The sequence below is a fragment of the Psychrobacter sp. Pi2-1 genome, from assembly GCF_904846645.1.
GTDB lineage: Bacteria > Pseudomonadota > Gammaproteobacteria > Pseudomonadales > Moraxellaceae > Psychrobacter.
This window is the reverse complement of the sequence record NZ_CAJHBO010000005.1, coordinates 1-21,020: the sequence shown is the minus strand read 5'-3', so window position 1 is coordinate 21,020 and position 21,020 is coordinate 1. Positions and strand designations below refer to the sequence as shown.

Sequence of the window (21,020 nt, the reverse complement as noted above, 5' to 3'; positions counted from 1 at the left end):
TGAATTCGAGATGAAGCCATATTTATCCCGAATTCAGGTTAATTTATTTTATAGAAAGGATTAACCTATGGAGATTACCTTAAACGGTTATTACACCCTGATATTGGCCACCTTAGTGCTGCTACTTGGGCGGTTTTTGGTGCGGAGAGTCAAGTTTTTAGAAGACTTTAATATTCCAGAACCTGTTGCTGGTGGTTTGGTCGCAGCGATTGTTGTCTATGCTCTCAATATGGTTTGGGGATATAGTTTTAACTTTCATCAAGGACTACAGACCGCCACCATGTTGATGTTCTTTGCCTCCATCGGTCTGAGCGCTGATTTTAGTAGGCTAAAAGCAGGCGGCACACCATTATTGATTTTTACTATCGTTGTTTCAGTGTTTATTGTATTGCAGGACGTCGTTGGTGTGGCCATGGCAAGTGCGCTAGGACTTGACCCTCTGCTCGGTCTAGTGACAGGGTCTATCGCTCTCACTGGTGGTCATGGTACAGCAGGCGCTTGGGGCATTACATTAGAACAAGACTACGGCGTGGTCGGTGCGACGACGCTTGGTATCGCGGTTGCTACTTATGGTTTGGTCGCGGGTGGTATCGTTGGCGGTCCTGTTGCCCGTCGCTTGATTAACCGACTTGGACTAAAACCAACGCCAGCCAACCCTGATCCTAGCGATATCGAAAAAGTTGCTGGTGCACAGTCGTTATATAGCACCAAACACGATGAGGAGTCTGCAGGTAGTAATAAAGATATCTTCGAAAGACCTGATAGCATGCGCTTTATCACCGCTTCTTCTACTATCGAAACCTTGGCACTATTCGCAGGTGCTTTGGCTTTTGCCGATGTGATGGCCATCGTTGCTGAAGGCACCTGGTTTGAACTGCCTACTTTCGTCTGGGCACTGGCAGGCGGCGTCATCATTCGTAATGTGCTAACGATGGTCTTCAACTTTGATATGTTTGACCGCTCGATTGATGTGCTTGGTAATGCGTCATTGAGTCTGTTTTTGGCGATGGCATTGCTGTCTTTAAAACTATGGCAATTGACCGATTTGGCAGGCCCTGTACTAGTCATATTGGTCGTACAGACCATCATTATGATTATCTACGTTTACCTCATTACCTTTAAAATTATGGGTAAAGACTACGACGCAGCTGTATTATCAGCGGGTCATTGTGGTTTTGGTATGGGTGCGACACCGACTGCAATTGCAAATATGCAGGCAGTCACTGATCGCTATTTGCCTTCACCTAAAGCATTCCTAATCGTACCGATGGTAGGTGCGTTCTTTGTTGATATCGTCAATGCCACGATATTGCAGATATTTACGAAGCTGCCGTTTATGTAGGCTGATGCTGTTACAGATCAAAACTTAATAGATATCTAGTAAATAACAAATACTAGCCATCAAAAAGCCCGCCAAGACTCATCTTGGCTGGCTTTTTTAACTATCAAATTATAATAGAGTGTTCAATCAAACTTATTATTTATACTTTTTAATTTCACCACTTTTCACACGAGCTATGAAAGAGTTAACCTCTCTTTTCACAATTGGCATCAAGAAGTATAGACCGATGATGTTAAAGATAGCCATAGCGAACAGAGCCGCATCTGAGAAGTCGATAACGAAGCTAAACTGTACGATAGTACCGATAACAACGAAGATTAAGAAGATAAGTTTGTATATCATCTCGCCGCCTTTACCTTCACCGAAGAGGTAAGTCCAAGCTTTTAGACCATAATATGACCATGAAATCATCGTTGAAAAAGCAAACAACAATACCGCAACAGCTAGGAAATACTGGAAGATAGGCGCCGTTTCCATGAAGGCTGCACGGGTTAGATCCACACCAGTAAGTGCTTGGGTTTGCAAGTTTGCGGCAGTGTTCACCCCAGAGATAGTAATAACAAGCGCCGTCATCGTACAGATAACAACTGTATCAATGAAAGGCTCTAATAGCGCTACTAGACCTTCAGTAGCAGGCTCTTTGGTTTTTACTGCTGAGTGAGCAATAGCGGCTGAACCAACACCCGCTTCGTTAGAGAAAGTGGCACGTTTTAAACCTTGAATCAACGCGCCAATAAAGCCACCAGCCACACCAGCACCAGTGAAGGCACCCGAGAAAATCTCGCCGAATGCAGCACCGATATGATTAAAGTTAGCAATCAGTACGATTACCGCCATAGTAATGTATAACAAAGCCATAAAGGGTACGACTTTTTCGGTAACGGTTGCGATGCGCGGCATACCACCAATGATAACCATACCGACTAAAAACGCTAAGCCAATACCAAAGAATACACTGTAATCTGTTGGAATGCTAAAAGTAGAGCTCATGACTGCAAAGGCTTGGTTACCTTGGAACATGTTACCGGCACCAAAGGTCGCCAATATACACATAAGTGCGAAACCAACAGCCAGAAACTTACCTAATCCACCCATACCACGTTCAGCCATACCGCGGCTTAGGTAGTACATAGGGCCACCTGATACGACGCCAGATGGTAGTACCGTACGGTATTTAACACCTAACGTACATTCTACGAACTTAGTCGCCATACCGAATAGGCCGACCATAATCATCCAAAAGGTAGCGCCAGGTCCACCAATAGCGAGTGCTGCACCGACACCAGCAATATTACCAAGACCAACCGTACCTGACAAAGCAGTGGCTAGTGCTTGAAAATGGCTAACCTCGCCTTCTTCTTTGACAGCAGGGTTTGGATCGGTATATTTGCCTCTGACAATATCTAGAGACAAGCCTATTTGGCGAAACTGAATAAATCCAAAGTAAAAAGTGAATACGAGTGCGGCAACTAATAACCAACCCACAATAAGCGGGAAGCTGACGTCTCCAAGAGGTACTGAAAAGAAAATAAGGTCGACGAACCAGCCAAATATATTGGACATAAAACCATCGAGACCTGCTCCAAATGCTGCTAAACCTGATTGTTCTGCTGCTTGCGCAAGAGTCGTGCTAAGTAATAGCATCGTTGCGACTAAAGATTGTTTTTTCATGTAAATCCCTCTATTGAAAATAACATTTATATAATTATTCAATCAATTACAGCGATACTAATACAAAGTGTAACTATTTATTATAATTTGTATTAGTATTATTACTAAATGTTCAATACTGACTATATACTAATAGTTTTGTATAAACAAAGAGATTTACATATTTTTCTTAATTAAACATCAACTTAGCTCTTTAAAACTAATAGCGGAACTCAATCAAGCTCACTACACTTATCGAAAAATGTCGGTAGTAATTTTCAGGTTAAATAACGGACTTAAATATAATTAAAAGAGCTCAATGGCAATATCAACATAGGTTTGCATTACATGACATAATATTCATAGAGAGCAATAACAAAAAAACCGCTAAGCAAAAGCTTAGCGGTTTTTTTTATTACCTTTCTAAAGTTTACTGATTTTTAGCATAGACTAGTAATTCTGCACAAATCGCTTCTACTTTAGCGCGTACTTCAGTAGCAACCGCTTCATCACCGCGACTGTCTAGTACGTCACAGATCCAACCTGCCAACTCACCCGCTTGTGCTTCGTTGAAACCGCGAGTAGTAATCGCTGGCGTACCGATACGGATACCAGAAGTCACGAATGGTGATTTTGGATCGTTTGGTACAGCATTTTTGTTGACAGTAATGTGTGCTTCACCAAGCCATTTGTCCGCTTCTTTACCCGTCATTTCTTGCTTAACGAGGCTGATCAGCATTAGATGGTTTTCAGTACCACCAGAGATGACTTCATAGCCGCGCTCTTGAACCACTTTTGCCATTGCTTGGGCATTTTTCACTACTTGCTGCTGATACGTTTTGAAGTTATCTTCTAACGCTTCTTTAAAGCAAACCGCTTTTGCAGCGATAACATGCATCAATGGGCCACCTTGGTTGCCTGGGAATACAGCTGAGTTTAGCTTTTTAGCCAATACTTCATCACGCGCCAAAATCATACCTGAGCGTGGGCCACGTAGAGTTTTGTGCGTAGTCGTCGTAACCACGTCAGCGAAAGGTACTGGATTTGGATAAACACCACCAGCAACTAGGCCTGCAACGTGTGCCATATCGACCAATAGATACGCGCCTACTTCGTCCGCGATGTCACGGAAACGCTGCCAATCAACTACTTGCGAGTAAGCTGAAAAACCAGCAATAATCATTTTTGGCTTATGCTCACGCGCCAAGCTCTCTACTTGATCATAGTCAATAAGGCCAGTACCGTCTACCAATCCGTACTGTACGGCATTGTAGTTCAAACCTGAGAAGTTGATGTGTGCGCCATGCGTCAAGTGACCACCAGCGTCTAAGCTCATGCCTAGTACAGTGTCATTTGCCTCTAACAATGCTAAAAATACGGCTGAGTTTGCTTGGCTACCAGAATGCGGCTGAACGTTCACATACTCTGCACCGAACAACTCTTTAGCGCGGTCAATGGCCAATTGCTCAACTACGTCCACATGCTCACAACCACCATAGTAACGCTTGCCAGGATAGCCTTCTGCGTATTTGTTGGTAAGGTCAGTACCTTGTGCTTCCATCACTGCTTGTGAGCAGTAGTTTTCAGAGGCGATAAGCTCGATGTGGTTTTCTTGACGAACGCTTTCTGCGGCCATCGCTTCAGCAAGTACTGGATCAAAATCTTTGATAGAAATATCTTTAAACATAGTGATGTCCTAAGTAGTGACTGTCATTAAAAAACGTCATTGAAAAGAAGCTTATAGCCTGCTCACAATAAAACAACTACTGCGTCAACGTCGCTGAAGTACTATTAATACCCCTGCACGCTGTTTTTCTGCAGTCTGTTTTATGGTATGACCATTATTGTGAATGGAGTCTATTAGCAAAGATTAAAATAAGAATAAATACAGGCGACTGACCTGTTATTAACTTGACTGATTCGTCAATAAAATCAATGTACATTTGCATCGATATCATCGCGAAAGATTAAGTGTAACATGAAAATTTGTGCTATGAGCGCAAAAAAACCTCACCTTAGGATGAGCGAATTAAATGACTATATAACACAGATAAATAGCCAATAAAATAAAGGATTTACCCGCTGAATTTTTTCTCTTGCCTGCACCTTTATGCTGTTTTAGGCATAAAATATTTTTAAGCGTGGGTAGATATAGTCGATTCAATTTAAAAGTAGTACAAGGCAGCCGAATGTAGATGTATATCAAATACCTTAAGCGAGGTTAACCTAGTAATATTTCTATAGGTCGCTAGTTAAAAACGCAGGTAAGAACGTTTCACTAATCATAAGCGTGCGACCATACCAGTCATAACGCGTTTGTCGTTGCCAACCGTTATTCGTATGACTGATAAAACGCTCATTTGGCAAGGTACGCCGACGCTTAAACAACACATAGCCAATAGGTGTGTTTTTCAGATGTTGAAGACGACGCGACTGACCTTTTAAACTGTTTAAAGGAAAGATACTCTGTGCTTGCACCCATGGCATGTCATCATTGCCATATAACTGCACTTCCCGTATCCATGCCAGCATTGGGCGATTTAGCATCATGCCTCGTACACCCAGCTGCTTTTTTTGTTCTAAAGTCAGTGGACGATATCCTTCGAAGCTGCGTTTTACACGCAGCGGCTGCCCTGCCTTCTCTTCTAATATAGCAGTGAGAGAGCCTTCAGCATTTAGCCAAGGTATGAGTTCAGTAGGAGGTAGATCATTGGTAGAACTAAAAGAATTGCTGGTCATAGTTTATGGCTAGTATTTTTTAGAGAGTATTTAACAGTTAAAAGGTGCTTGCAAATAGAAGCAAAGTTAGTCACAAATGATTACCGTGATGAATCAATGCTATGAGTCAATGCCGTCAAATGCAGGCATGTTGTCTGCATTAAAAGGCAAAGCTTCAAATGACTGCTGACGATACTGCGCCATATGTAGCCGATCTCTGGCACAAAAATCGCCAATCGCCGGTACAAAACGCGGATCATAGATACGGTGGATAGAATATGTCGTCGTTGGGATAAAACCACGTACCAGCTTATGCTCGCCTTGCGTACCCGGATCAAAGGATATTAACCCTTGCTCAATAGCAAACTCGATACCTTGGTAATAGCACAGCTCAAAATGCAAGCTGTCATATTCACCTAATGCGCCCCAATAACGACCATATAAGGTAGCATTATTATCGCCATCAGCCTTATCACCATCAACATTGTCGCTATCAGGTCTGTCATATAAGAACAAACTACTCGCAATAATCTCACCACTGGCGTCGAGTGCTTGCGCAAGCATTATATGCTCAGGCATGCTCGCTGCCAATGCCATAAAAAAATCTATCGTCAAATAAGGTTGCTGTCCGCGTACTGCATAGGTCATCACATAACAGTGATAAAAAGCTTTCCAATCAGCATCGCTAATAGCGTCACCGCACTTGCGCTGGCAACTAATGCCTTGCTCAGTAACTTTACGGCGCTCAGCCCGAATGGTTTTGCGCTTTTTGGCCTTTAAGGTCATCAAAAACGCATCAAAATCTGCAAACGGCTTACTATCATTAAGTAAGTCTTTATTTTGCCATAAGAACTGGCAACCTTGACGCTCAAGTATCGGTAGCTCAATAGTAGCTGACTCTACGCCGCTTTCTTGAGCCGCTATGGCAAGCTCTACATCAATTTCAGTTGGCATAGATATAGTGGCAATAGAGGCCAGCTCAGGTGTCACAAATAGTCCATGCCAGCTTGAGGCGCCCACTTGTTGAGCGATATCATCAATACCTGCGATGGCTGTTCTGAGGATCTCTTCATTTAATACTTCACCTTTTACCAACCAAACCCTTTGACCAGCAATCGGTGTATACGGTGCGCTAGTGACCAATCGCGGATAATAATCAACACCATAGCGTGCATAAGCTTCAGCCCATGCATGATCAAATACAAACTCACCGCGATGATGACCCTTTATAAATACTGGCATGACGGCGACAGGCTGCAATGCATTTTCTGCTGCACTGTCTACTAAGGTATCGGTGTTATCTTCACTATCAGTAGCATCAGCGACACGATGTACCAAAATAAATATTGGTAGCCACCCTGCCTGCTCACCAATTGCTCCGGTGTCAGTCAAGGCTTGCCAAAAAGCGAATGACATAAAAGGGGTATCTGGCGTCTGCCACTCTGTTTGGCTCTGCCAGCTGGTATCATTAATCAGCGCATACTCTAAACTCATATTCACCGTCACTATTATAATCGCGATATATTTATCGATAACCAATCTATTGATGACCTAGACTAGCAAATTTTTACGTCATTGCTGTCACAATTTGCAAAAACTTATCCGCACCCAATAGAAAACCACCAACGATAACGCGGGTGGTTTGTAAGAATGCGCTCATGGGCAGTAAGATCAATATAAAACGTCATGAAAAAACAGTAGTTGTATGGAAAAGATGATATCGAAGCCGATGACTGGTAGAATAAGGTTGTTATTAGCTTAGTATAATTCGAAACCATAGGATACGAGCTAAAACAGTATACTTAGTTCATGGTATACGATTGACATCCTATCGGATTTATAGTGGATTGATTATAATGTAGCGTCAGTGATTCACTTTTAGGCAGTTTTGCACCGACCGTTAACGTGTTGCCTTTAAATGCTTTTTTCATGAATATTATTAAAAGAAAATGTCTGACCTGTCTTAAAAATTTCTAAGAAGCTACATATGAAGTACTTGTTCTAACCATATCATGGATTATTGCATAGTATCATTGACGCATATTCAACACTATATTTGAGCTTTATTATTAACTACAGCCTAAAGGAAGATCTAACTAAAATGTCAAAAATTATTTATACAAAAACTGACGAAGCCCCAGCGCTGGCGACTCTGTCGTTCTTACCTATTGTCGAAGCATTCACCAAAACAGCAGGCGTTGAAGTTGAAACCAGCGATATCTCTGTTGCAGCGCGTATATTGGCTGAATTCCCTGAATACTTGACCGAAGAGCAACGTGTTCCGGACAACTTAGCTGAGCTAGGTCGTCTGACTCAAGACCCAAATACCAACATCATCAAACTGCCAAACATCAGTGCTTCTGTACAGCAGTTAAAAGCTGCTATCAAAGAGCTACAGAGCAAAGGCTATGCTATCCCTAACTTCCCAGAAGACCCACAAACTGACGAAGAAAAAGAGCTACGCAAGCGCTATGGCAAAAGCTTAGGCAGTTCAGTGAACCCAGTACTGCGTGAAGGTAACTCAGATCGCCGCGCTCCTAAAGCCGTCAAAAACTATGCACGCAAGCATCCACACTCTATGGGTGAGTGGAAGCAATGGTCAAGCACGCACGTATCACACATGCATGGCGGCGACTTCTACGATGGCGAGCAATCTATGACATTAGATAAAGCTCGTACAGTACGTATGGAGTTGTTACTTGATGACGGTACTCAAAAAGTATTAAAGCCTAAAATTGCTTTGCTTGATAAAGAAGTCATCGACCTGATGGTCATGAGCAAAAAAGCACTATTAGAGTTTTATGAGCGTGAAATGGAAGATTGCCGCGAAGCTGGTATCTTGTTCTCATTACACGTAAAAGCAACCATGATGAAGGTCTCGCATCCTATCGTCTTTGGTCATGCGGTTAGAATCTACTATAAAGAAGCCTTTGAAAAACATGGCGCATTCTTTGATGAGCTAGGTATCAACGTCAACAACGGTATGGCTGACTTGTACGACAAAATTGCCACTTTGCCAGCCTCTCAGCGTGAAGAAATTGAGCGTGATTTACATGCGTGTCAAGAGCATCGCCCACGTCTGGCCATGGTTGACTCTTCAAAAGGTATCACCAACTTCCATTCTCCAAGTGATGTAATCGTTGATGCTTCTATGCCAGCGATGATTCGTTCAGGTGGTAAAATGTGGGGTGCTGATGGCAAAATGTATGACTGTAAAGCCGTCATGCCAGAGTCTACCTTTGCGCGTATTTACCAAGAAATGATCAACTTCTGCAAATGGCATGGTAACTTTGATCCAAAAACCATGGGCACCGTGCCTAACGTTGGCCTAATGGCTCAAAAAGCGGAAGAATACGGCTCGCACGACAAGACTTTTGAGTCTAGCGACGCAGGTATTGCACGTATCGTCGATATTGATACTGATGAAGTATTGCTCGAAAAACGCGTTGAAAAGGGCGATATCTGGCGCATGTGTCAGACCAAAGATGATCCTATCCAAGACTGGGTAAAACTTGCCGTGCGCCGTGCTCGTGAATCAGATACGCCTGTTATCTTCTGGTTAGACCCATACCGTCCACATGAGAACGAGCTGATCAAAAAAGTCAGAACCTATTTAAAAGATCATGATACTAATGGTTTACACATCGAGATTATGTCTCAGGTTCGTGCGATGCGTTATACCCTAGAGCGTGTTGCTCGTGGTCTAGATACTATCTCTGCGACCGGTAACATCTTACGCGATTACCTAACTGACTTGTTCCCTATTTTAGAGCTAGGTACCAGTGCCAAGATGCTATCAGTTGTACCATTAATGAAAGGCGGCGGTTTGTTTGAAACTGGCGCTGGTGGTTCTGCACCGAAGCACGTTGAGCAGCTCACAGAAGAAAACCATCTACGTTGGGATTCACTTGGTGAGTTCTTGGCATTGACGGTATCGTTGGAGCATCTAGCAAACAACGACAACAATGCTAAAGCTCAAATCTTGGCAGATACGCTAGATACAGCAACAGAAAAACTGCTACTAAATGATAAGTCGCCATCACGCAAAACTGGCGAGCTCGACAACCGTGGTAGCCATTTCTATCTAGCGATGTACTGGGCAGAAGAGCTTGCAGCACAAGATAAAGATAGCGAGCTAAAAGCGCAATTTACACCATTCGCGCAAAAGCTAAAAGAGAACGAAGAAGCCATCGTTAAAGAACTTAACCAAGCTCAAGGCAAGCCAGTAGATATCAAAGGCTACTACTATGCTGATGAAGAATTGGCTAAGAAAGCAATGCGTCCAAGCGCTTTGTTTAACGAGACATTGGCATCGCTATAATTTTAAGCGACTGCTCTTAGACATTCAGCCTAATCGCTTTTGGTTTTTATACCCAGAAGCGATTATGCGAGTTTAAGTCTTAGTAAAAAACACCTCAACCGTCTTCGAACGTTGAGGTGTTTTTTTGTGTTTTCTAAAAGTTTTATAAAAAGTGAAATAAAAAAAGCCACCTATTTATATAGGTGGCTTTTGATACATAGTAATACAATAGAATGCTTAGCGTTTAAGTAGTTTTAGGCTTCCATATGCTTAATAATCGCCTTACCAAACTCAGAAGTACTCAGTAAGGTAGCATCCGGCATCAGACGCTCAAAATCATACGTGACTGTTTTGTTGGCAATCGCCCCTTGGATACCACTGATAACAAGATCAGCTGCTTCCGTCCAGCCCATATCACGAAGCATCATCTCAGCAGACAATATCAATGAGCCTGGATTTACTTTATTCTGACCAGCGTACTTGGGCGCAGTACCGTGCGTCGCTTCATAAACAGCGATCGCGCCGCCTTTGTTTGCACCAGGCGCGATACCAATACCGCCTACTTCAGCCGCCAATGCATCAGAGATATAGTCACCATTCAGATTAAGCGTTGCTACTACAGAATAATCTGCAGGACGCATCAAAATCTGCTGCAAAAACGCATCAGCGATGACGTCTTTAATAATAATATCATTACCTGTTTTTGGATTTTTCATAGTCATCCATGGACCACCATCTAATGGTTCTGCACCAAAACGCTCTGCCGCTAGCTCATAACCCCAATCCTTAAACGCGCCCTCAGTGAACTTCATGATATTACCTTTGTGCACTAGGGTCACATTTGGCAAATCATTATCGATGGCATGCTGAATCGCTTTGCGTACTAAGCGCTGTGAGCCTTCTTTTGAAACAGGCTTGATACCGATGCCGCAGTCTTCAGGGAATCGAATACTGGTCACACCCATCTCATCTCTTAAGAAATTGATAACTTTTTTGGCATCATCACTGCCCGCTTTCCACTCGATACCCGTGTAGATATCTTCTGTATTTTCACGGAAGATAACCATATCCGTCAGCTCTGGATGCTGTACTGGACTTGGCACGCCTTCAAACCAGCGTACTGGGCGTTGACAGACATACAGGTCGAGATTTTGGCGCACTGCGACGTTTAATGAGCTAAAGCCACCACCCACTGGCGTAGTCAATGGACCCTTGATACTAATGACGTAGTCTTTTAGAATCTCTAGCGTCTCGCTTGGCAAATAATCGCCGTCATATACTTTCGCTGCTTTTTCACCAAGATACGTCTCCATCCAAATGATAGACTTCTTGCCGTGATACGCTTTATCAACTGCAGCATTGACTACTTTTATCATGACAGGCGTGATATCTACACCGATTCCATCACCTTCTACAAACGGAATAATCGGATGATTGGGAATATTTAATGTGAGATCTGCGTTTACGGTCACTTTTTCGCCGTCTCTTGGTACGATAACCTTATCATATGACATCGATGATACTCCTTGGTTGTATGTTGGACGTCGTAAGCGAACTAGACACTTTGTTATGCTAACCGTTTTATTATAGTTATAACGCTCTGAGCGCTTATCGGCTAAGCAAAGCTTTGATGAGTACGACACTTGCGACATTGATTTGAACAATGTTGAAAATAGCTCGAAGCTAAAAAATTAAAATAAAGACCCAAACAATGATTGTCGCTTGCAGATAGTAGATATTTCTCTATTAAAAATATAAATACCACTATCAGAATGCGGATTTAGGATAACAGCAAATTTATACAAGCGCTGTCCTACTTTTGTAGCGGGTCATGTGGCATACAGCACATTAAATATATCGCCTTTAGTCTTGTCGCTTAATACTAGCTCGGTATCACGAAACATACGCTACAATGATTCATTGTCCATCAAAAACTAGGAAACACCTTTTTATGTCTACTTCTAGTCTCATTCTATTCAACAAGCCTTACGGCGTGCAAAGTCAGTTTAGAGATGACAGTAACAATGACCACACCACCCTATCGCAATACTTTACCGATAAGGCTTTGCGAGTTGCTGGTAGGCTAGATGCCACTTCGGAGGGCTTGCTGATTTTGACCGATGATGGTCGCATTAATAAAGCAATTACTCATCCGCCAAAAGCCAATGCAGGGCGCAAACAAGGTAAAACTTATTTAGTGCAAGTAGAAGGAATCCCTACTGCTGAGCAAATCAATAAGCTTAAACGTGGCGTGGTTTTAAAAGATGGTAAAACGCTACCTGCTGAGGTCAGACACGTTAGTGAAGAAGAACTACCGATGGTACTCTGGCAACGTAATCCACCAATACGTGAGCGTAAAAGCGTACCGGACTCATGGCTAATGCTAACAATATACGAAGGGAAAAATCGCCAAGTCAGACGTATGACAGCGCACGTCGGTCTGCCTTGTCTGCGTTTAATACGTTGGTCAGTGGCAGGATTTGAGCTAGGTGAATTAGCTGTTGGAGAGTTTGTACGCGTTCATCTAACTAGCGAACACTGTCGTCAGCTAGGAGTTTAAGTACTTTAGGGTCTAGATATTGTTGATTAGTTCACACTGTTTGGCTGTTTAGCCACGAATATAAAGCTCTGACACTAATATATTACGACCTGTTAAACATAGTGTCTCGAATGGGTAAGGTTTATCTGCTAACATTCAGCACGTAATTGATTATGTATAATAGGTATTATCCATTTATCGTTTGGTTTTTTCACAATAGGGATATGTCATGATTGCTTCTCGTCGTTTTCTTTCGTTGGTCACTAGCATTTTTGCGGCGCTTGTATTGAGCGCCTGTCAGCCAACGACTGAGGACAACCAATCAAATCCTGCAGAAGAAACCTCACCGCCAGTGACTGATATGCCACATGCTGAGCATGACGGTATGGCAGACGATACTCTAACAAACGACAGCGATAACAGTGTCAATGATGAGTCTCAAATGAGCGATATGCTCAGAGACTATACGAGATCGATGACTAGAATGCATGACGAGATGATGATTGGTATGGGTTATAACGATCCTGATACCGCTTTTGCTAAAGGCATGTTGGGACATCATCGCGGCGCGGTAGATATGGCAAAAATAGAGCTCAAGTATGGCACTGACGAAGCGATGCGCCAACTTGCTCAAGACGTCATCACGGCACAGCAAGCTGAAATCGACGTCTTAAACAAGTGGCTGGCTAGCCATCCTGATGCTGCCAAACCTAAGCCAAATACTATGGCGATGCAGCAAGCATATGCTAAAAGCATGGAAAATATGCATGGCGAAATGACTTTAGGTGTGGCTGATCCTGTACCTGATATGGCATTTGCACGCGGCATGCTACCGCATCATATTGCCGCTGTTGATATGGCAAAAGTTCAGCTCGAATATGGGACAGATGAAGAGATGCGTCAGTTGGCGCAAGACGTCATTGATAACCAGCAAACTGAAATTGATATGATGAGAAACTGGATTGCTGCGCTTGAGGCTGCAAATAGCGACGAAGACGATAGCTCTGTAGATGAAAATATTGAGCCTGAAACTACCGATAATAAGAACTCAGATAACCCAGATAACAGAGCTAAAGAGCAGTAAACGTATATCTTCTCGCTAACCTCTGACCTATCGAGCATTTAAGTTGCTTGGACATATCTACAATATTAAAAGTGATTTAGAAAACCCTCTTCTAAGCATGATTGCTCGGAAGAGGGTTTTTATATGGAAAGGTATTTTATATAGCATCGTGGCTACCGTTTCATAACATCAAGCCATGTCTCCCAACCTGCCTCACCTTTTAATTGCTCATTATCATTCTCTAGAGTCTTATCTCCTTTTGCTAAGCGTAAGCTTACTTTATGAGGAGGTACTGCTCCAGTCATGCCAGTTGTCTCATCTCGCGGCTTCACTTTAGTTGTCGTTTCGGGTTGAATCTGAACACACATTAGCTCATCACGGCGGAACAAATAGCACTCAACAGGAAGCGCTGTATTAACCAAGGTGGTAAGTTGTTTCGTATCCGCTTTGATGCCATCAATCGCGATAATAACGTCATGGGCTGAAATACCAGCTCTAGCGGCAATACTATCTCGCATCACACGATTGACCTTTAGCCCAGCCGGCGTTTCGTTACATCGCATACCCCAAGGCACATGCTTGTCAGCGGTTTCTTTAGTATTCGCCTGTATTTTGACACCGTTTGCCGCTAGCAACGCTTCAATTGGCAGCTCTTCTACCCCATTGACATAACGGCGTTCAAAATCTTCCCATTTTGCTAGCGGTATAAACTGTTCAATGACGGAGCCTATGTCAGCACTACTGATACCAATCCGCTTACTGTCGTTCTGCTTTGCTTGAGTATAAAAAGCTTTGACCACATCAAACAAACGATAACGACCGTCGCTATTTTTGAGTAAGGTTAGATCCAGACATAGAGCTACCAATGCGCCTTTATTATAGTAACTAATACCCGCATTGCCTGTATTTTCATCGGTACGATACAGCTTAATCCAAGCATCAAAGCTCGACTCTGCCACGCTTTGATTACCGCGCCCTGGGGTCTGATAGTAGCGATTGATTTGCTCTGCTAGCAGTCGCAGATAATTAGCTTTATCAATCACACCTGACGCTTGCAACATAAAATCATCGATATAAGACGTAAACCCTTCGAACACCCAAAGTAATGGTGTAAATGCTTCACGGCGTAAATCGACATCGATCATGACATCAGGACGTACCGTCTTAACCCACCATGAATGAAAATACTCGTGACTACATAAGCCTAAAAACCGCTGATAGTCTGTACTTGGTAGCTTAGACTCATTGGTATTTGGCAAGTCATTGCGCGGAGTAATAAGGCTAGTAGAGTTGATATGCTCAAGCCCACCATAGTCCTGACCACTTGCAAAGGTCATAAAGGTATAATCGTCAAATGGCGCATCGCCTAACCAATCTACGTAGGTCTGACAAATCTGAGTAATATCCTGCTGCAACCGACCTAGATTGGCATTCTGCTTACCTGACAGGTAAAAGCTATGATGTAGCGTCTGATGCTCATTATCATGAATAATAAAGTCAAACTTTTCTTGTTCCGCGATTTCGAATGGATAATCAATCAACTCGTGATAATTGGCTGCCTGTAACTTATAGAGGTGCTGACTGTTCGATGGCTGACTGTCTTTTTGCTGCTGACCAATCTGCAGGTGCGTAGCGTCCAACCCACAAGCCAACAGTACTTTGCTACTTTCTTTGTCTACAAAAAATGCCTCAGGAACGATTAAGCTAACGTGGACAGGTAATTGCTCTTGCCCTTCAACAGCGAGCGCAAGTGAAGTGAAATTACCGTAAAGTCGTTGCTGATCGACATAGGCTGTACGCACGGACAAATCATAGCAATAGACTTCGTACTCAACGATGACCGTCTGCCCTGCTTGCACCGCTGGCAGCTGCCATGTATTTTTGTCTATTTTTTGCGCGCGATAAGTCTTTGGATGCTCGTCACTGTCCGCTGTTTGAACCTCTCGTACTTGATAATGTACCGCAGTAATGTTTCGAGCAAACTCGCGCATCAGATAACTGCCTGGTATCCACGCTGGTAACCAAAGCTGCGGCGCGTCGGATACTACTGTAAAGCTCAGTGATACATCGACCAAGTGCTCGTAGAAACGGGCGAAATCAAATTGATAGCTTATATCAGCTATCGTTTTAGCCTTAGTAGCATCGTGATTGGTTGAAACATTGGTCGCTGGTTGTTTAGTAGTGGTATTGGCAAATGCAGTCATCGTATCTCTCATCCTTATTTTTATAATTATGCTAGAAGTCCTACTCTAAAAAAGCAACTCCTAAACCATGAATAGCCAATAGCTATGCATTAACTATAGAAAATAGCAGTTATTATTGTAAATTGTGGCATTAATTGGCATTTTTTATGTTTTTTGCCTTGAAAGTTATGTGGGCCATCTCAATTAAAGATGCTAACTGCTAAAGTTACTTTAATAAACTGATGATAATTGACTAATGACGTGGCCTTTTGGCTTGCAGATTGGCTTTTTTAGGTTTATTGCAACCGTATTTAATTTTTTACATAGATATATTTAGGATATTTTATGACTACTATCGCAAAAGACACTGCCGTCAAATTCAATTACACACTAAAAGACGACGAAGGCAATATCCTTGACCAGTCACCAGAAGGTCAGCCACTTGCTTATCTACATGGTCACAGCAACATTATCCCAGGCCTAGAAGCACAATTAGAAGGTAAGTCTGCTGGCGAAAAAGTTAATGCAGTCGTTGAACCTGCTGATGGCTATGGCGAATACCAAGAGCAAGCAGTACAGCATGTACCACGTGATAACTTCCAAGGTGTTGATGACATTCAGCCTGGTATGCAGTTCCAGTCAGAAGCTGGCGGCCAAGTAATGTTGGTTACTGTGACTGCTGTGAACGATCAAGAAGTTACTGTTGATGCAAACCATCCATTGGCTGGCAAGCGTTTGACGTTTGATGTTGAAATCCAAGAAGTACGTGCAGCAACTGAAGACGAACTAAACCATGGCCATGTACATGGTGCAGGTGGCGTTGAGCACTAATCTCTTCTAGAGTATAGTGAAAATAGTTAGATAATAAGTTATTAAATTTATTATCTAACCTAAAAGGTCAGTAGCCGATAAGGTTGCTGGCCTTTTTTATGTTTATTTTATGATAAGTTTCGAATTAATATGAATATGCTCAACTTGAAAACTATCTACTTAGAGAATCTGACATAAAAATTACTAGTCTCCAGACGTAACAAAGCCGCATAACGACAAGCGTCATGCGGCTTTTATTACCAACCATCCATGTTAGCGTTACGTGATGCCTAATCCCGGGGCATCTCATAACTGACAGGCATCCAGCCTTATCATCCTTAATCAGCAAACTACTTATCCCTAGTGCGACCTTTAAGATACCAATCCCTAGTATCAATGAACCGTTTCGTTCAATCGTGCCGTACAGTTATAGTCGCAGATTGACCCTTCGTTGGTAAGAGGTCTAAACGTCAATCTATGTAAGCATATGCTTACATAGATTACGTAACGTTATAATAACTTCACATTATAATTTCTCTTCAGGGCTAAGCATTGTCTTGGGTTCAGCGCTGAGCATAAGGTAAGCTGCCTCATTGATAAACGCTTCATCCTCTGGTAACTCTGGACGTTCAGCTGCTTTCATACGGCTACGTTCTTCAAATTTTGCGTCCATCGCTGCTTGATAAGTATTCCAGTTAGAGTATGGGCGCTCACCAGTTGCGATAAGGCGTTTGTTTTCTGCTTCTAATGAGCGTTTCTCAATTAGCTGCATTTTGGCTCGGCGGCTATTGATATCTAAACGAACAGGTTTCTTTTCATCATCCATGTTACGAATATCATTTAGCGTCGACAGATAAGTAAATTGTGGGTTTTTTTGTTGGCGAATCTTAGACTGCTGATTGAGCGTCGCTAACGTATCACTGGTAAACTTCCCTTCAGGCTTGTACGGTGCTGTTCTAATAGTGTCCCAAGGCAATGCTTTTTTCTGAGCGCGCTCGCCAAAGGTTGCATCATCATAGATATTGACTAGCTCAACGTCTGGTACGACACCTTTATTTTGTGTACTACCGCCAGTGACACGATAAAATTTACGCTGAGTTAAGGTAGCAGAGCCCAAGGCTAAGCTATCGAGCTGAATCTGCGCCGAACCTTTACCAGTTGTCGTACTACCAACTACTAATCCGCGACCATAGTCTTGAATAGCAGCGGCAAAGATTTCACTGGCTGAGGCCGATGCTAAGTTGGTAATGACCGCCATCTTGCCATCATACAACTGCTCGCCGCCATCGTTGTCGCGGTACACTTGAATATTGCCGCGATTATCACGGATCTGTACCAATGGTCCACTCTTGATAAAGAAACCTAACATCTTGGCAACTTCATCTAATGAGCCACCAGGATTGTTACGCAAATCAACCACTAGACCATCGATATTTTGTTTATTCAATTCTTTTAGCGCTTTTTCAGTATCGATACTGACGCTACGGTAATCTTCACCATTGCGACGCGCACGATAGTTTAGATAAAAGCTCGGTATCTCAAGTACGCCAATACGTTTTGGTGTCTTATCAATATTAGGTCGCTGCACTTCTACCACTCGCTGAGTGACGCCTGACTCCTCTTGCTGAATAATGTCTCGTACCACTGTGACCGTACGGGCGCTAGCATCCGGCGTGTTAGGTTGACGTAATTTCAACGTAACCGATGTACCGCGTTTACCGCGAATCAAGCTGACAATTTCACGCGTTGACCAACCAACCACGTCCGTCATGGTTTCGCCGTCTTTTGCGATACCAACGATCAAATCATTAGGCTTAATTTGACCCGACTTGGCGGCTGGACCACCATCGACCAAAGTCACAATACGAGTATAATCTGGATTTTTGCGATCTGGACGAATAGAGACACCAATGCCTTCTAACTGAAGACTAGACTGGATTTGCAGTTCCGTCGCTTGAATCGGTGCATAGTAATTACTGTGCGGATCATAAGTGAGCATCGCCGTATTTAAGATGGTCTCCATGATTTCATCATCTTTGAGACGCTTAAACTGCTCTTGTTGACGTGACAAACGATTTTGCAAAATCTCATTTGGCGTACGCTCATCGTTACGTACCAAGTCTTGCCCACGTGTGATATCTGGATTGCTTAAAAATACTTTCTCTTTGGCTTTTTCGTCTTCTTGACCGAGGGTAATACTCATCAACTGGAACTTTAACTGACGTTCCCAGTAATCACGCTGCTCTTTTTTGGTTTTAAAATGACCGAGTTTTTCACGATCAAGAATGATTGTGTCGTTACCTGTCAAATCAATATCTGTTTTGAGCATTTTGGTAGCCATCGCAAAGTACTCGTTTGAGCGTTTGCGGTAACGATCAAACACCTCTACCCCTGCAGATAGATCACCTTGTTTTAGGCGAGCACCAAAGTCTTCAGCGTGTTTTTTCTTCAGCTCATCAACATCGGATTGCAAAAACAACGTATGGTTTGGGTCAAGGCTATCAATATACATTGATAGGATTTCGCTACCAGTCTTACTATCTAAAGGCTGATTAAGATAATGACTGCGATCCAGCAAAGCGGCTACTTGACGGGTGGTGACCTTTTGCTCAGGGGTCTGAACGAAACTTCCCGTATTGGTCTCGGCGACTGCAGTACCGTAGCTTTGGGTTAAGATAATACCGGCGATGCCCACTGACGCTGCACTGAGTAACCACTGTGCTGGTTGTTTTTTCATCATATGTACCTAGTTATTTGAAGTTAATAGTATTGGGTAATTCATCAGAATTAGATTAGAAATGCTCGAATCTGTTATAACCTATAAATGCTGCGCTTTTTATTCTTATACTTTATGCATCATTAAATACTGATATATAGTCAAAAATCAATCAATATTATCACGCGCATAAATACTGAACTGTCTCAAACTGTATAAGCAATCTTACACGCTACACCTGTACATACCAAACTTTCTATCACTTTTATCACACATAGTAATTGAAGGCTATCAACATCGATTTGATGACTGAATCTAATGGCTATTAGCAAATTGATTTGACCCTAATAATCTGCCACATTATGCTCAATTAATAATAACTGTCATAATAAGATATTTGAACAATGACTGATAAGTGATAAGACAGGCATAGTCAGTCACATTCATAATATAACCATATATAAAATAATAAGGAACACACGATGTACGGCGTTTTAATGATAGATATCGATAGTACCGCTTTGACCGCTGAAGATGTCAGTTTGATTAAACAAGCACAGGTCGGCGGAGTAATATTGTTTGGTCGTAACGTCACAGATGCGGCCCAAGTCAGAGCACTGTGCGACGATATACGTTATCACAATCAAGACATACTTATCGGTGTGGACCAAGAAGGTGGACGAGTCGCAAGGCTACGTGAAGGATTCACGCCCCTACCTGCTATGGGTCGATTGGGTGAGCTATTCAATCAAGACCCAAGTCAAGCACTTAGCTGCGCCTACGATTGCGGTTATCTAATGGCAGCTGAAGTACTGGCTGCAGGAATTGATTTGAGCTTTGCACCCGTACTAGATAGAGATGGTATTAGCCAAGTCATCGGTGATCGTAGCTTTCATCATGAGCCGCAAGCCATCACTGCGCTTGCAACACAGTTCATGCGTGGTATGAAAGTGGCTGGTATGGCCACTACTGGCAAGCATTTCCCTGGTCATGGCGCTATCGCTCCTGACTCGCACGTATCAGAAGCCATCGATACGCGTAGCTTAGATGAAATTATCAATAGCGATATGCAACCTTTTGCTCAAACGCTACATAGTCTGGACGCTCTTATGCCAGCACATGTGATATTTTCGCAAGTAGACGATAAGCCGGCAGGTTTCTCCAAAATTTGGCTACAAGATATCATTCGAGATGAACTTAAATTTGATGGGGTACTATTCTCTGATGATTTATCGATGGCAGGTGCAAAGGCGGCTGGTGATGTCAGTGCTCGCGTAAAAGCGGCCATTGATGCTGGTTGTGATATTGCTCTCGTATGCAACGACCGTGTGGCTGCTCATGAGGCAGCTAAAGCTGCGCAAGATCTGCCTTACCCTAACCAGCAACGTATCAAAACCATGCGTGGCAACATCCCAACATGGCAAGGCGACCTTGAATCTACCTGCCAGCAGTTTGAATACTGGCAGCAAGCCAAGCAAAATGTTACTCAGACTTTTTTTGATGCGCAAGCTGATGGTCAGACTGCTAAAGAATCAACAGATCCTACTCTGTATAAATAATAGCTTACTTAACTATAGTCAGTTCAAAATAAAATTGTTATGGTTAGGACAAATATCATAAAACAATTTGGATAAGTCGTTTTCCATCCAGCCTTGGCGTAGAAACTTAGCCTGTGCCCATTTCTTTTCGATGGGGTTCA

At 42.8% G+C, this 21,020-nt stretch carries 13 protein-coding genes; 6 read left to right on the top strand and 7 right to left on the bottom strand.

Annotated elements, in window-relative coordinates:
• Window positions 1-67: 67 nt before the first annotated feature.
• Window positions 68-1,342: a sodium/glutamate symporter gene (gene gltS, locus JMX91_RS04370; protein ID WP_057758303.1), complete on the top strand. Its 1,275-nt coding sequence runs from the start codon at window positions 68-70 to the stop codon at window positions 1,340-1,342.
• Window positions 1,343-1,477: 135 nt separating this feature from the next.
• Here gltS and JMX91_RS04365 read toward each other — a convergent pair whose 3' ends face one another.
• The 4 genes from JMX91_RS04365 to JMX91_RS04350 all read right to left on the bottom strand — a co-directional run bounded on the left by JMX91_RS04365 (window position 1,478) and on the right by JMX91_RS04350 (window position 7,204).
• Window positions 1,478-3,013 (bottom strand): alanine/glycine:cation symporter family protein, encoded by a 1,536-nt coding sequence (locus JMX91_RS04365; protein ID WP_201547870.1) that lies wholly within the window; start codon window positions 3,011-3,013, stop codon window positions 1,478-1,480.
• A gap of 409 nt (window positions 3,014-3,422) precedes the next feature.
• Entirely contained in the window at window positions 3,423-4,679 is a 1,257-nt protein-coding gene (glyA, locus tag JMX91_RS04360) for a serine hydroxymethyltransferase (RefSeq protein ID WP_201547868.1), read from the bottom strand.
• Window positions 4,680-5,230: 551 nt separating this feature from the next.
• A complete protein-coding gene (locus JMX91_RS04355; RefSeq protein ID WP_201547867.1) occupies window positions 5,231-5,731 on the bottom strand; it encodes a chorismate--pyruvate lyase family protein in 501 nt (166 codons plus the stop codon).
• A 99-nt stretch (window positions 5,732-5,830) separates the two neighbouring features.
• Complete coding sequence (locus tag JMX91_RS04350; protein WP_201547865.1) at window positions 5,831-7,204, bottom strand: GNAT family N-acetyltransferase; 1,374 nt, start codon at window positions 7,202-7,204, stop codon at window positions 5,831-5,833.
• A 607-nt stretch (window positions 7,205-7,811) separates the two neighbouring features.
• Here JMX91_RS04350 and JMX91_RS04345 point away from each other — a divergent pair.
• Window positions 7,812-10,031 (top strand): NADP-dependent isocitrate dehydrogenase, encoded by a 2,220-nt coding sequence (locus tag JMX91_RS04345; RefSeq protein ID WP_201547864.1) that lies wholly within the window; start codon window positions 7,812-7,814, stop codon window positions 10,029-10,031.
• Between the two features lie 233 nt (window positions 10,032-10,264).
• On the opposite strand, the gene icd is transcribed toward JMX91_RS04345, so the two are convergent.
• Entirely contained in the window at window positions 10,265-11,524 is a 1,260-nt protein-coding gene (icd, locus tag JMX91_RS04340) for an NADP-dependent isocitrate dehydrogenase (protein ID WP_201547862.1), read from the bottom strand.
• 437 nt (window positions 11,525-11,961) lie between these two features.
• Between icd and JMX91_RS04335 the strand changes: the two genes are divergently transcribed.
• Both JMX91_RS04335 and JMX91_RS04330 read left to right on the top strand, forming a co-directional pair.
• Window positions 11,962-12,570, top strand: a complete 609-nt coding sequence (locus tag JMX91_RS04335) for a pseudouridine synthase (RefSeq protein WP_201547860.1) — start codon at window positions 11,962-11,964, stop codon at window positions 12,568-12,570.
• 208 nt (window positions 12,571-12,778) lie between these two features.
• Window positions 12,779-13,633 carry a DUF305 domain-containing protein gene (locus JMX91_RS04330; RefSeq protein WP_201547858.1) on the top strand — a complete coding sequence of 285 codons (855 nt, stop codon included), beginning with the start codon at window positions 12,779-12,781 and terminating at the stop codon, window positions 13,631-13,633.
• A 152-nt stretch (window positions 13,634-13,785) separates the two neighbouring features.
• Here JMX91_RS04330 and JMX91_RS04325 read toward each other — a convergent pair whose 3' ends face one another.
• Complete coding sequence (locus JMX91_RS04325; protein WP_201547856.1) at window positions 13,786-15,816, bottom strand: M61 family metallopeptidase; 2,031 nt, start codon at window positions 15,814-15,816, stop codon at window positions 13,786-13,788.
• Between the two features lie 324 nt (window positions 15,817-16,140).
• Between JMX91_RS04325 and JMX91_RS04320 the strand changes: the two genes are divergently transcribed.
• Window positions 16,141-16,626 carry an FKBP-type peptidyl-prolyl cis-trans isomerase gene (locus JMX91_RS04320; RefSeq protein ID WP_057758283.1) on the top strand — a complete coding sequence of 162 codons (486 nt, stop codon included), beginning with the start codon at window positions 16,141-16,143 and terminating at the stop codon, window positions 16,624-16,626.
• A 505-nt stretch (window positions 16,627-17,131) separates the two neighbouring features.
• Here JMX91_RS04320 and JMX91_RS04315 read toward each other — a convergent pair.
• A complete protein-coding gene (locus JMX91_RS04315) occupies window positions 17,132-19,342 on the bottom strand; it encodes a carboxy terminal-processing peptidase (RefSeq protein WP_201547855.1) in 2,211 nt (736 codons plus the stop codon).
• A gap of 461 nt (window positions 19,343-19,803) precedes the next feature.
• On the opposite strand from JMX91_RS04315, the gene nagZ reads away from it, so the two are divergent.
• Window positions 19,804-20,880 carry a beta-N-acetylhexosaminidase gene (nagZ, locus tag JMX91_RS04310; protein ID WP_201547853.1) on the top strand — a complete coding sequence of 359 codons (1,077 nt, stop codon included), beginning with the start codon at window positions 19,804-19,806 and terminating at the stop codon, window positions 20,878-20,880.
• The last annotated feature ends 140 nt before the right edge of the window (window positions 20,881-21,020 follow it).

What these genes read in the sequence shown, in the direction of transcription:
- gltS (WP_057758303.1), top strand. Translation starts at nt 68, where the DNA reads ATGGAGATTACCTTAAACGGTTATTACACCCTGATATTGGCCACCTTA.
- JMX91_RS04365 (WP_201547870.1), bottom strand. Translation starts at nt 3,013, where the DNA reads ATGAAAAAACAATCTTTAGTCGCAACGATGCTATTACTTAGCACGACT.
- glyA (WP_201547868.1), bottom strand. Translation starts at nt 4,679, where the DNA reads ATGTTTAAAGATATTTCTATCAAAGATTTTGATCCAGTACTTGCTGAA.
- JMX91_RS04355 (WP_201547867.1), bottom strand. Translation starts at nt 5,731, where the DNA reads ATGACCAGCAATTCTTTTAGTTCTACCAATGATCTACCTCCTACTGAA.
- JMX91_RS04350 (WP_201547865.1), bottom strand. Translation starts at nt 7,204, where the DNA reads ATGAGTTTAGAGTATGCGCTGATTAATGATACCAGCTGGCAGAGCCAA.
- JMX91_RS04345 (WP_201547864.1), top strand. Translation starts at nt 7,812, where the DNA reads ATGTCAAAAATTATTTATACAAAAACTGACGAAGCCCCAGCGCTGGCG.
- icd (WP_201547862.1), bottom strand. Translation starts at nt 11,524, where the DNA reads ATGTCATATGATAAGGTTATCGTACCAAGAGACGGCGAAAAAGTGACC.
- JMX91_RS04335 (WP_201547860.1), top strand. Translation starts at nt 11,962, where the DNA reads ATGTCTACTTCTAGTCTCATTCTATTCAACAAGCCTTACGGCGTGCAA.
- JMX91_RS04330 (WP_201547858.1), top strand. Translation starts at nt 12,779, where the DNA reads ATGATTGCTTCTCGTCGTTTTCTTTCGTTGGTCACTAGCATTTTTGCG.
- JMX91_RS04325 (WP_201547856.1), bottom strand. Translation starts at nt 15,816, where the DNA reads ATGACTGCATTTGCCAATACCACTACTAAACAACCAGCGACCAATGTT.
- JMX91_RS04320 (WP_057758283.1), top strand. Translation starts at nt 16,141, where the DNA reads ATGACTACTATCGCAAAAGACACTGCCGTCAAATTCAATTACACACTA.
- JMX91_RS04315 (WP_201547855.1), bottom strand. Translation starts at nt 19,342, where the DNA reads ATGAAAAAACAACCAGCACAGTGGTTACTCAGTGCAGCGTCAGTGGGC.
- nagZ (WP_201547853.1), top strand. Translation starts at nt 19,804, where the DNA reads ATGTACGGCGTTTTAATGATAGATATCGATAGTACCGCTTTGACCGCT.